The following is a 12,884-nucleotide window of genomic DNA, read 5'->3' on the forward strand; positions in this document are numbered from 1 at the left end:
GGAACACAGTCTTGAAGGGCGGGTGAGATCCGCCAGACAATCCATTCTGGAACGACTGAAGCCCTGTGCGAACCGGATCCCGTTTCCGAATCGATCACCCGCCAGCCTGTTTTCGATACATGGTTGCCAGCGGATGCCCCGGCTGCAAAGCCAGAATACGGTCAAAATCGGCCAGGGCTTCCCTGGAACGTCCCAACCTGGATGCGGCCATGCCCCGCCGCAGAAGATATTCAATCTGGTCGGATCGTAAAGTCACAGCCTTGTCAAAAGCTTCCCATGCGGCCTGATAGTGTTCTCTGCCAAACAGGATGAGACCCCGACTGAAATGGGCTGGAGCGGCATCGGGCTGAAGGTTAACCGCCCGGTCAAAATCCGCCAGTGCCGGATCATTCTGTCCCATCTTTTGGTAAAGTTCGGCGCGGCTTACATGGGCCTGGAACGAACCGGGAGCCAAGGTGATCGCCCGGGTATAGTCGGCGATGGCCTGGGCGTTGTTGCCCAGTTTTTGGGCCAAATCCGCCCGGGCCAGGAGTGGATCACTCTCCTCGGGGTTCAACCTGATCAGGTGTCCCAGGTCGGTGAGTGCCTGCTCGGGACGTTGCATGCCCACCCAAGCATGCGCCCGTTCTTTCAGCAACGACACGTTGTCCGGCTCAAGAGCGATGGCTTTGCTCAAATCACGTACCCTGGCCTCGGGATTGCCTTTGCGGTCCCAGTATTCGGCACGGCGCAGCAGCGGATTGATGTCACCCGGATGTGCTGCGACATCGCGATTGTACAAATCCAGTGCAACTCCGTAGTCCCTGTTGGCCAACTCCCTGCGACCCATCCTTTCAAGGACCATGGCCCGGTTCTCAAAGGCCCGGGCCAACCAAAAGGGTTTCCGGGCAATGACAAAGGCAAATTTTTGTTCGGCATCCTTGACTTGTTCCAATTCCAGGGAATAGAGGCCACTGACCCAGACGTTGCGCAATTCCTGATCCGTTACCTCCTCACTCCGGGATGCAACAGCGCTCTCTTGCGCCTCCGCCATGCCTCCTGGCAAACAGGCAAGAGCCATCGTCAGAAGAAACATCCCTTGCAGGAAAGAGGGGAAAAGCCTTTGGCGATCGTGCATATGGAACATGATGACAGCCGATTTATCCAAAAGTCGAAACAGCCCAAAAAAAAGGAAACGGATCCCCTCCCTGCCCTGCCCTGCCCTGCCGGGTATACCTGATATCCGCCAAACGAGACCGGAGAGCCAAACGAGGCCCAGAAAACTCAAGAGATCCGAGCACCGCCCCGGGGCTATTCTATCATATCGAATGTCGAGATTTGAAGTGGGTATATTTCCAACCCGACTCACGGTGGGGAAGGTTTTGCCGGAGGTCTGGGCGTCACGGATTTTATTCCCACGTGATAGTTGTGGCATTCAAGGCAGGCATCGCCTGCCTTGTTTGGCCGGTGACACTTGGAACAGGCACTCTTCTCCAATTGGGCAAAGCCGCTCAGGACGACGGGGAGTTGCCCTGCCGGACTGCCTTGGGCAAGGGTTTTGGAGAAGGGGTGGCAATCCTGGCACCGGGGTACCAGGCTCTGATGTGCCCGGTGAGAAAATTTGCGGAACCCTTTGGCATGGGGGTGGCTGACGCGCCCCTGCCAGACGGGAAAGGCCTGTTCGGAATCCGTGCTGGAACCAAAGTGACACTTGCCGCATTGTCCTGTGGCCTTTTCGGAGACAAACATTTGAAAAAGGCGCTGCGCCGCCGCAGAAGCGTTTCGCCGGAAAAAGAGCGTGTCCAACCAGGCGCGCAGGAAACCATCTTCGTGACCGGTCGGCAGATAGTAGAGTGAAAAACCCTCCCGATACCATCCGCCCCCCTCGATCCAGGCATCACCCGCGAGAGGCCGCAGGGCAGGCGCCAAACCTGTCACCGGAGTATCACGCCGGGTTCCTGGCTTCTTCCCGGAAATGGCGTTCTCCTTGTCATCACCCAGGAGCCCCCCTTTGTCATCACCCAGGAACAGCCCCCCCTTGTCACCCGAAAGTTCTCCCTGACCACCACCAGTCAGCCCCTTCTGCTGGCCAGAGGCATCTTTGGTTCCAACTTCGGGTTTGCTCCCACCCGCAGCGACCGGCGCGGGAAGCAAAACGGAATCCGCAACTGGAATGGGAACGGGTTTTCCCTGGCGATGCAGTGCGATCTCCTCCAACAGGTGGGGAAACCACTCCTTTTGGACCGAGCGGATCAACTCTGCCGACATTTGTCCGCTCAATTGCGCCAAAGAGTGATAATCAGGCCGTTCCCCCAGCAAATGCTGCAAACGATTGGCCAGCGCCGGGCGACCATGGGCCAACAAGTCAAAAACCAGCTCCTTGATGCTCCAAACCAGGGTGGAGATGGCGGTGATCTGGGCCTCCGTTGCCGAGGCAAGATTCATGGTGTCCACGTTGCTCAAAAGGGAAAAAGCTGCCATGAACTCGGGCGAACCGGAAAAAAAGCTGGGCATGAAGGGGGTCAATTCGCCATCGCTCGCCGTGGGCCACTCACCGATGGCCACCCCACGGCGCCGCAACGCATCCACATCCAAAGGCGGCAGGGAAAGGGCCTTCAACCCCTTTGGACCTGATTGAAAAACTTCACGAATCTGGTCGATGTGACAGCTACCGCATGCTGGTTGAAAACGGATCGAGGAGACCATGTTGCCGACGTTGTTTTCAGGGTGGCACGTCTGGCAACGCTGAGGTGCCTTGTCGGCAAGTTTGCCTAAAAAATGTTTTTGAAAATGGCTCCGATGATCAAATTTGATGGAGGTCTGTTCCCGGTGGGGGTAGCCCACGAATGGTGGGTGATCCTGGTCGAAACGAGCCGTCGCTTTGCGGTGGCAGGAGTTGCAACGATCCTGCCCCCACCAACTCTCCTGCAAGGATTGACCTTGATGCTCCTGATGACAAAGCCCACACTCCAGAGGCTTCTCATGGCCCAGATCCGAACCCAGCAAAGGCGCCGCCATGTGCAGGGTAACAGGCAAAACCGGGGGAGAAGGCCACTCGGAAACCCTGGGCTCAAGTTTTTTTAAAAACTGTGGATCCAGGCTGTGGGGCGATTGGGCATACTCCCCCAGGGGGTGGCATTTCAGGCAACGCAAATTGTCGGGTTGAGGGTCTGATCGTCTCACAGCCAACCTGAGCCAGCTCCGCGGACCACGCTCGGCAGCCGCGTGACAGACAGAGCAATTTTCAATGGAACTGTGAAACGGATTCAAATGCCCCGGAGAGATAAACTCCAGCACCTTGGGGCCGTAGGTCACGAAGAGGACAAGACCCAACGCAGTCAGCAAAGACCAACGCACCAACACCCGGCGCCACCCATATAAATGGCGCAGTGGTTGGCAGGTGGGTAACGGACGACCACAATGGCCATCGGGCGATGGTCCCTCCTGACACCCCCCCCCGGCAAAGGGGGGCCGGGCACAATACCACCTGTCACCCCGGCGAACGGGTTGACATTCGCTTTGGCCACCACAATGACCCCGTCGGTCCGGTCCAGAACGGCAGGCCTTTCCTTCCCGCGCACGACCGCAAACCCAGGCGTGACCTGGACGTTCGTAGCATTCCGGGCTCGATTGGGGGTCGTCCATGCGGTCAGCCCTGAAATCCCAGGACATTCAAAACGTGCCAGGCCACCAGGATCCACATGCCAAAGGTCAAGGGGAGATGAACAAGCAGCCAGATTTTCATGGCCCCCTGCAACGTGCAGTGGTAGTCCAGATCATCCTTGCGGAGGACCAACGCCTCGATACGTCCCAGCACCTCCATCTCCCGGGCATCAAGGTACCGTTCCAGGCTCTTGATCTCATTCAGGAGAACAAATCGGGAACGGTTCCAATCCAAGAGATGTTCGTGGGGGTTGCACACCCGGCTGAAAAAGTCCCGCAGGCGAAATTCGTAAAATTCCGCCAGAGTGGTTGACCCGGTGGTATGGGCCAGGGAAACGACAGCCTGTTCCACCTCGCGCCTGGCCTCTTCCCGAAAGATGGAAATTCGTTCCTGGATGACCTCGACGCCTCGACGGGTCAAACGTTTCGGCACATTCCTGTACAGGAGGAAGCCCACAACGCCACTGAGCGCCACGAACCAGAAACAGAGCGCCAGGATGGTATCGAAAGCGCCACTGGGAATCCAATTGCCGACATGGAAGAAGAAGAGAGGCATGGTCACAGAACCCACCAGAATGTGCAGGCCAGTCCAACGATGCATGGCCCCAATCGGCAGCATGCTCAATCTTTTGCGAAGGGTGTGCAGAGTCAGCAGGAGAAGTGCGCCCAGCAGGATCCAGCCCGTGACATGGCTCGTGTTGCGCAGGCTGGCGCCAAGGAACCGCACCCCATAACCCATCAGGAGCAAAAACAAGATGGCAGGAAGCAACGTTCCGAACAGAAAACGGAACAGGGGATGCCTGCGTTGCCATAGATTGCCCTTCATAATCACCTCGCCCGACTGCCCCCCATGGAAGCCTTTGGCAGGGCTACGCCCTGAACCCCATGTATGGTCCACCCCGCATGCAAGGAATGAACTCTGTTCCGAACGCCAACTTTTTTCTATAGTGGAGCCCGTCGTCAAGACAATTTCATAGTGAACCCCAAAATCTGGGCAGCATGAGTGCAGTGATCCGTATTTGCCGGACTCCGTGCCTCAAAATAGCCTTGACGTCGGAATCCACTATGCTGAACGATGACAGGAAGCCCCCCTCCACCCTCGCCCGATGAAAGTCGCTGACGCAGCTTTCGCGGTAACGGCAACAGAAGAAAGCAGAAGGATCCCACAATGCAATGGTCAAACGTCATGCGTTCAGTGCACTCCTGGATGGGAATAATCGTTTTCCCGTTTGTGTTCCTGGCCGGGGTAACGGGTTTCTACCTCAGCAATGAAGACCTGTTTCCGACATCCACAATGTTCGAACATATTGAGTCCGGAGAAGTAATATGGCCAGAAAAAAAAGATCCACTCTCCCTTGAAAAAGCGATCACTCTGGCCAACTCTCAATGGAAGAATGGCATAACCGGAAAGGTAACCAAAAAAAAGATTAACGATAGAAATCAATACATCCTCTGGGAGAAGGGAGGCAATCAACGGATCGTGATCGATATTGACAATCACTCGTATTATGTAAAAACGAGCGATTACATTAAAAGACAATACACGCCTGACGGCATTCATCTGCATACGAAATTCTATATTTATAACATCATTGAACACATACACAAAGGCAGGCTCATGCACTGGGGAGCATTCAAGGTGGCTGTGGATGTCACGAGTATTGCGCTGGTGCTTTTTGCCATATCGGGGGTATATTTGTGGATTCGTCCACGTCTGAAGCGTTACTTCAGGAACAGGAGCTGAAGTTTCCTCTGCAAAAAAGTTTTTTCATGGATATTCACATCATCTCCCATATGGGTGACGGGCCGGATGAACACCCGGGCGCCACCCTGTTTCATGGCTTTCGCGGCAGGGCAGCAGAAAAAATTCCGAAAATTCCCAACTTTTCTTTGCTCTCTTTTGCCGGGAAACCGATACTGTCACGGCGTATGCAGCTGGCAGCCCCGCCGATTGAGGAGTCTTCCCATTTTTTTCGCCTCTTCTTGACAGGGGGAACTCTCCTTTCTAGAGTCTCACAATCGTCCACTAAAACGTAACACCGGAGCCTTATGGAAGAGGAATTTTTTCGCATCAAGCGGTTGCCGCCCTATGTGTTTGCCGTCGTCAACGAGTTGAAGTCCCAGGCAAGGGCACGTGGGGAGGATATCATTGATTTCGGCATGGGAAATCCTGACCACCCAACGCCCCAGCACATCGTGGATCGTTTGAACGAGGCTGCCATGGAGGGCCGCAACCATCGCTACTCCCTCTCGAAGGGCATTCATGGTCTGCGCAAAGCGGTCTGCGGCTACTACAAGCGGCGGTTTGATGTGGAACTGGACCCGGACCGGGAAGCCATTGTCACCATCGGATCGAAAGAGGGTTTGTCGCACATGGCGTTGGCCATCACCAACCCTGGGGTGACCGTCCTTGCGCCCAACCCGACCTATCCCATTCACGTCTATGCCTTCGTCATTGCCGGCGCCGACATTCTGCATGTGCCTCTGCTCAAGGCGGAAGATTTTTTCGATGCCCTGAAACATGCGGTCGAGCACACCTGGCCACGGCCCAAGACGCTGATGATCAACTTTCCGGCCAACCCCACCGCCATGGTGGTCGATCTGGATTTTTACGTCAAGCTGGTGGCATTCGCCAAGGAACACGACCTGATCGTGTTGAGCGACGTGGCTTATGCCGAACTCTGTTTTGACGGTTACCTGGCCCCCAGCATTCTTCAGGTTCCTGGCGCCAAGGATGTCGCTGTGGAGTTCTACTCCATGTCCAAGACCTACAACATGCCTGGTTGGCGCGTCGGTTTTGCGGTGGGCAACCAGAGATTGATTCATGCCCTGACCCGGCTGAAGTCCTACCTCGATTATGGTTTGTTCCAGCCCATCCAGATTGCCGCCGCTGTTGGCCTCAATGGTCCACAAGAGTGCGTCGACGAGATTCGCGAACTGTACCGGAGTCGCCGGGATGTCCTGGTGGACGGTTTGGCACGCGCCGGATGGGTCGTCGACAAGCCCAAGGCCACCATGTTTGTCTGGGCCCGCATACCGGAAGAGTATCGCAAGATGGGTTCTCTGGAGTTTTCCAAGCTGCTTCTCCAGGAAGCTAAAATTGCCGTGGCCCCAGGGGTCGGCTTTGGTAAATATGGTGACGAGTTTGTGCGCATCGCCTTGATTGAAAATGAACATCGGACACGCCAGGCGCTGCGGGGCGTGCGAAAGTTTTTCAATGCCGGGGGAGATGTGCAAACCTGAGGGGCATCGGAACGCCACGACGCAGTCGTAAAAGTTGTCTGACGGCTCTCACGACAGGGAGGCAGAGGGGACTCCCTCGGCCCATGAACGCTGAAGAGGGTAAGAGTATTGGACACGCTACGCATCGGCCTGCTGGGGCTGGGAACTGTCGGAACGGGAACGGTACGCCTGCTGCAAACCCACGAGCGCCTGCTTTGGGAAAGAACGGGCGTGCGCTTTCGATTGGTGCGTATCGCCGACCTGGATGTGCATCGTGACCGGGGAATCTCCCTGCACACCGTGGAGTTAACCCGGGATGCGCACGCTGTGGTCGTCGCAGATGACATTGATATCGTTGTCGAGTTGATTGGCGGCATCGATCCGGCACGAAACCTAGTGGAGTCGGCCCTGCGCCATGGCAAACATGTCGTAACCGCCAACAAGGCCCTGATCGCCCAGTACGGCAACGAGCTGTTGCTTGAAGCCGAAACGCAAAATTGTGAACTGGCCTTCGAGGCGGCTGTAGCCGGTGCCATTCCCATCATCAAGGCCCTGCGGGAGAGTCTGGCCGCCAATCAGATCGATCAGATTCATGGCATCCTCAACGGAACCTGCAATTACATCCTGACCGAGATGCGGGAAAAGGCCCTTCCCTTCGGCCAAGTCCTGAAGGCGGCCCAGGAAAAGGGGTACGCCGAGGCGGATCCTTCCTTCGACGTGGATGGCATCGACACGGCCCATAAGTTGGCCATTCTGTCGGCCATTGCGTTTGGCACCCCCATCAACTTCAAGGGTATCAGCGTCGAAGGCATTCGCCAGGTCACGGAAGTCGATATCGCCTGGGCCAGGAAGATGGGGTATCGGATCAAGCTGTTGGCCATAGCCAAACGCAACCCGTCGGGGCTGGAACTTCGTGTCCATCCAGCCATGGTGGCGGCTGACAGCATGGTTGCCACCGTCGAGGGGGTCTTCAATGCGGTGTTTGTGAACGGCGACTTTTCCGGAACGACCATGCACTCTGGCCGCGGAGCCGGAGAGAAGCCCACGGCCAGCGCAGTGCTGGGTGACCTCGTTGACATGGCCCGCAATCTCAAGGCCGGCATACGGCGGCGGGTACCTCTGTTGTCCACACGCACGGAACACCTGCAAACCATGCCGGTTCTCTCCATGGATGACCTGATTGGAGAGTACTATCTCCGTCTGGCCGTTGTGGACGAGAGCGGCGTTCTCGCCGAGATTGCCGATGTGTTCCGCCGGCATGCCATATCCATCAAGACCATCCATCAGGAGGGGCGTTCCAGCCAGGCGACGGTTCCTGTCCCTTTGGTGCTGGTCACCCATGAGACATCGGAACGGCGCATCCGCGCCGGATTGCAGGAGTTGGAGAGGATGGGATCAGTCCTGGAAAAACCGCATCTGATTCGCATCGAGAGCATTTTTGCCTGAGATCGCCAGGGAATCGGGTCGGACCGCCGTCGTCATTGTCATCGAAGGTTTGTCCGTCCAGGAAGATCCTCCCCTGCACACCCTATGCCCTCCGCTGGGCCGTTGGGTCTCCCGGGGTCGGCGTGGCATGTTGGCATGGCCTGCGGCAGGGTCGGATGCGACTCTGGAGAAACCGGGTCTGTTCGCCTTGTTCGGGTTGTTGCCGGAAGTTCTCTCTGGAAGGGATCTTCCGTCCGGGTATCACATGGCACGCGCCATGGGTCTGGCCGACGACGCAGGGCTGGGTTGGGCTGTCCTCGGCTTCACCCATCTGCGCCAGGTTCAGATGGATCTGCATGTCGTTTCCAGGCAGAGGACGGGACAGAACCAGGCGGAAGTCGCGGCCCTGGCACAGGCATTGGCGGAAGAGTACCTTCGGGAGGGTTGGCGGATTCATCCGGGCATGGGCATGGAGTTGCTGCTCTCGACAACGCTTCCTCTACAGGTTCGCACCTTCCCCTTGGCCCACCTGGAGGGGCGACGCACCCTGGATCTCCTGCCTCAGGGTGCCGATGCAGCTTCGTTACTCCGGCTTTTGACCACCGGGCAACTCATCCTCGCCCGTCACCCCCTGAATCAAGAACGCCAGGCGCAAGGTCGATTGCCCCTGAATACACCTTGGATCTGGGGCGTAGGCCGGGATCATGGGGAGAAAACGCCTCCCCCACCAACGACCCGGGGAGTATGCTGGAGTGCAGAACCTTTGGTGGCCAGTCTGGCACACAGCGACGGTTGGCGCCCCTGTCTCCTGGATGACGAAGAACAAGTGCCGACAGCGCTGCTCCCGGACATTTTGGACCAGGTTGCCCGAGGTGACCGTGCCCTGGTTCACCTCCAGGCGCCGGCCTTGCTGGTACAACACGGTTTGCCATCGCAACGAAAAAATCATTTGCGCATGCTCGGCGATCTTTTGCTTGCGCCTTTGGCGGCTGCCTTGCGTCCGCTCGCCGTACCTCTGGTGGTTCTTTCCGGGCCATGCCTGGCGCCTGATGGGATGGTTCTCCCCGAACCATCACCCTGGCTCATGCCACCCGAGGAAACGAGATCCACAAGACCTTGGTTTTGGCCAAAATGGAGTGGGAGAAGAGGAGACATTCTCGCCATGGCAAACTTTCGACAAGCGTGGATGGCATGATCGACGATCCGGCCACAACGCCCGGCGCGTCATTTCAGGGGCGCCTCTGGGAACAGCGGGAGCGTGCCGGATTGCACCACGAACATGTGGCGCGGGAATTGGGTATGTCACCGCTCCTGGCGCCGCTTTTGGCCTCACGCCAGATTGAGACCGTCGCGGGCGCCCAAAATTATTTACGGCCCGCCCTGGGCCAACTTGCAGACCCCTCTCTGCTGCGGGATATGGATCGTGCCGTCACCCGCGTGGCCCAGGCCCTACGGGAGAAGGAAGCCATCGCCATCTTTGGGGATTACGATGTGGATGGAGCCACATCCTCTGCGTTGCTGGTCCGCTATTTCCGGGCCCTGGGTGTATCTGTTCGTGTCTATGTTCCAGATCGGCTGGATGAGGGGTATGGACCCAACGTTCCCGCCATGCGGCAACTCGCCGCCGAGGGAACACGACTGATCATCACCGTGGATTGTGGCATATCCTCCTTCGACGCCATGGAAGAGGCCTCCCGGTTGGGCATGGATATCGTTGTCACCGATCACCACCAACTGGTCGATGATCGGCTGCCGGTCGCTGTCGCGATCATCAATCCGAATCGACGAGACGATACCTTCGCCCACAAGGAGTTGGCGGGGGTCGGTCTGGCTTTTTACCTGGTCATGGCCCTGAACCGGTATTTGCGCCAGCAGGGGTTGTTTGGCGGTCACCTCCCCGAACCCGACCTCAAACCTTTGCTGGAGTTGGTGGCCGTGGGAACAATAGCCGACGTGGCCCGCTTGACCGGCATGAATCGACTCCTGGTGGCCGTCGGCTTGCGGGACAGCGCCCGGATTCGCAACCCGGGGTTGCAGGCCCTGGTTCGCCAGGCGGGCCTCTCTCGAACTTCCGAGAAAGGGCTTTCGCCAGGACAGATCGGTTTTCAGCTGGGGCCACGCATCAATGCCGGGGGTCGCCTGGGTCAAGGCATACTCGGTTCGGAGCTGTTAAGCAGCGATGATCCGGAACGCATCGAGGAGATTGCCCATATTCTCGAAAGCGCCAATCGCGAACGGCAGGCCATCGAACAACGGATCCTGAACGAAGCCCTGACCATGATCGGCGAACAGGATCTGATCAACCGCCGGATGGGGTGGGTATTGGCAAGCCCGAACTGGCACCCCGGGGTGGTCGGTATCGTGGCATCACGCATCACCGAGCGCTTTTATCGACCCACCATGGTTGTCGCCCTGGACGCGACCAAGGGAGAGGGCAAAGGTTCGGGGCGCTCGGTGCGCGGGGTGAATTTGTTCGCCGCCGTTGCCGCTGCCGGCGGATTTTTACTGCGTTTTGGCGGACATCACGCCGCCGCCGGCCTGACCATCGCCCTGGAGCAACTTGACCCTTTCATCGAGGCCTTTGATCAGGCGGTGCGGACCCAAAATGATCCCAGACTGTTTCAACCCGTTCTCAAGTTTGATCTTCTCCTCTCCCCAACGGCCATGCAACAGGAGCTGATCCGGCACATGCAACGCTTTCAACCCTTCGGCATGGGCAATCCCGAACCGGTTGTCGTTCTGCCACAGATGCGCATCGAGTCATCGTCAGTCCTGAAGGAACGCCATGTCAAATGCCAGTTGGTCGACAACAAGGGGGGGCGCGTGGAAGCGCTCGGTTTTGGTTTGCTTCCAGGCCCTTTGGGAGAGCGGCTATTGACGGAACGCGGTACCGTCGATGTGGCAGGAACCCTTTCGATCAGCACGTTTCGAAATCGGGAAACGGTGCAATTGCACATCAAGGATGCACGTCTGGCCATGTGACCATGTGCGTACCTGGCCAGGCAAGAGGGCCAGGCTTGAGAACCTTCCGGAAAGGGCTTACAGTGTCGACGGGAGATTTTGTCCGATATGATGACATCCGATGCACTGACCGCTTTTTTGCAGGATCAACAAACCACCTTGCAAGGACTGGCAGGCACCCACCCCTTCCGTGTGGCCGGTTGGTTGCTGGTGGTCGGAATTGCCGTGCAAGTGGTGTTGTCCATTGCAGGGCAGATGCGTCGGTTGTCTCTCCAGGAGAAGCGGCAACGTGTCGAGATCAAACTCCTGGAGACACAGCTGGAAAAAGCAACGTCTCTGTACCACCTGGAGGTGGAGAGACAGGCCCGTTCCTGGAGCGGGGTGCGCAAGTTTCGCATCGACCGCAAGGTGCCCGAAACCCCCGGAGTCTGGTCTCTGTATCTGGTCCCACATGATGGCAAGCCTCTGCCGCCCTTCCTTCCTGGTCAGTATTTGACTTTTGTGGTGCGGGTTCCTGGTCGTGAGAAACCTGTCACCCGATGTTACTCTCTTTCCAGCCATCCCCAGCATTTGAACTCCTATCGCATGACGGTCAAGCAGGCCTTGGCCCCGCCGGGTACGCCGGGGGTTCCACCTGGAGAGGTTTCAACCTATCTTTGTACCCAGGCACAGGAAGGGGACATTTTGGATGTCAAACCCATCACGGGCCATTTCGTCCTGGATCCGGGTAAACAAAGGCCGGTGGTTCTGATTGGCGGGGGCATTGGGGTAACGCCGCAATTGAGCAAATTGATGTCCTTGTGCAGCGCCTTTGATGAGCGGGATGTCTGGTTTTTCCACGGGGTGCGCAACAGCCGGGACCATTTATTGCGGGGAGAGATTGAGGCGATCGCGGCCACATGTGACCACGTTCATGTTCGATTTTGCTACAGCCAGCCTTTGCCAAAGGATCAGCTGGGCAAGGATTTTCACCATGTTGGCCGCATCGACATGGCCCTGCTCAAGGCATCATTGCCCTCCAGCAATTACGAATTTCACATCTGCGGCACCCCCGGGATGATGCAAAATCTGGTGACCGGCTTGGCGCAATGGGGCGTACCGGATGATCATGTTCACTATGAAGCTTTTGGTCCCTCCAGCGTCAGCCGCACACCTCCAACCCCGTTGGCCGGAGCCGCGTCATTCACCGTCCTTTTTTCCCGCAGTGGCAGGCAGGTGACATGGCACCCGGAGGACGGATCCTTGTTGGATCTGGCGGAAAAAAACAACATCCCCCTGGATGGTGGCTGCCGAGCCGGAAATTGTGGCACCTGTGCGGTGGCCCTGAAATCGGGCCAAGTCAGCTACGTCCACGACCCGGGACAAACTCCCGATCGAGGCACCTGCCTGGCCTGTATCGCCGTACCCAAGGAAGATCTGGTCATCGATGCCTGAGAAAGCGCCCCCCCCCCAAAGGCGCAACCATCCAGCACCCCTTCAAGAAATGCCCGAGCACGAGGGCCTTTATCAGGGCTTCGTCCCCAGCCCACCGGAACTCCGTCCCGGACCTGCCAGGGAGCCAGACCCCGATGCTTTGCCGGGCGCTGAGTCATGACCCAAAAACAAGGAATGAGTGGACGCAAGCAATTGTTTTA

9 protein-coding genes are annotated in these 12,884 nt (G+C 57.6%); 6 read left to right on the forward strand and 3 right to left on the reverse strand.

What is annotated here, in order from left to right; all coding sequences use genetic code 11:
• Positions 1–94 precede the first annotated feature (94 nt).
• The 3 genes from HQL63_06510 to HQL63_06520 form a co-directional block, all read right to left on the reverse strand.
• The gene (locus HQL63_06510; GenBank protein ID MBF0176485.1) at positions 95–1,126 is read right to left on the reverse strand and encodes a tetratricopeptide repeat protein; all 1,032 of its coding nucleotides are present in this window, start codon (positions 1,124–1,126) and stop codon (positions 95–97) included.
• Positions 1,127–1,344: 218 nt separating this feature from the next.
• Positions 1,345–3,336, reverse strand: coding sequence for a hypothetical protein (locus tag HQL63_06515; GenBank protein MBF0176486.1), 1,992 nt, complete (start codon positions 3,334–3,336; stop codon positions 1,345–1,347).
• Positions 3,337–3,628: 292 nt separating this feature from the next.
• A complete protein-coding gene (locus tag HQL63_06520) occupies positions 3,629–4,468 on the reverse strand; it encodes a hypothetical protein (GenBank protein ID MBF0176487.1) in 840 nt (279 codons plus the stop codon).
• Between the two features lie 342 nt (positions 4,469–4,810).
• Between HQL63_06520 and HQL63_06525 the strand changes: the two genes are divergently transcribed.
• The 6 genes from HQL63_06525 (at position 4,811) to HQL63_06550 (ending at position 12,684) form a co-directional block, all read left to right on the forward strand.
• Positions 4,811–5,386 (forward strand): PepSY-associated TM helix domain-containing protein, encoded by a 576-nt coding sequence (locus tag HQL63_06525; protein MBF0176488.1) that lies wholly within the window; start codon positions 4,811–4,813, stop codon positions 5,384–5,386.
• Between the two features lie 305 nt (positions 5,387–5,691).
• A complete protein-coding gene (gene alaC, locus HQL63_06530; GenBank protein MBF0176489.1) occupies positions 5,692–6,885 on the forward strand; it encodes an alanine transaminase in 1,194 nt (397 codons plus the stop codon).
• Positions 6,886–6,993: 108 nt separating this feature from the next.
• The gene (locus tag HQL63_06535; GenBank protein ID MBF0176490.1) at positions 6,994–8,310 is read left to right on the forward strand and encodes a homoserine dehydrogenase; all 1,317 of its coding nucleotides are present in this window, start codon (positions 6,994–6,996) and stop codon (positions 8,308–8,310) included.
• The gene (locus tag HQL63_06540) at positions 8,303–9,484 is read left to right on the forward strand and encodes a hypothetical protein (GenBank protein ID MBF0176491.1); all 1,182 of its coding nucleotides are present in this window, start codon (positions 8,303–8,305) and stop codon (positions 9,482–9,484) included. Before HQL63_06535 ends, HQL63_06540 begins: the two co-directional genes overlap by 8 nt.
• Positions 9,481–11,271 carry a single-stranded-DNA-specific exonuclease RecJ gene (gene recJ / locus HQL63_06545; GenBank protein ID MBF0176492.1) on the forward strand — a complete coding sequence of 597 codons (1,791 nt, stop codon included), beginning with the start codon at positions 9,481–9,483 and terminating at the stop codon, positions 11,269–11,271. The genes HQL63_06540 and recJ overlap by 4 nt, the downstream gene beginning before the upstream one ends.
• An 87-nt stretch (positions 11,272–11,358) precedes the next feature.
• Entirely contained in the window at positions 11,359–12,684 is a 1,326-nt protein-coding gene (locus HQL63_06550; protein MBF0176493.1) for a 2Fe-2S iron-sulfur cluster binding domain-containing protein, read from the forward strand.
• Positions 12,685–12,884: the final 200 nt, after the last annotated feature.

The organism is Magnetococcales bacterium (assembly GCA_015231175.1).
Taxonomy (GTDB): domain Bacteria; phylum Pseudomonadota; class Magnetococcia; order Magnetococcales; family DC0425bin3; genus HA3dbin3.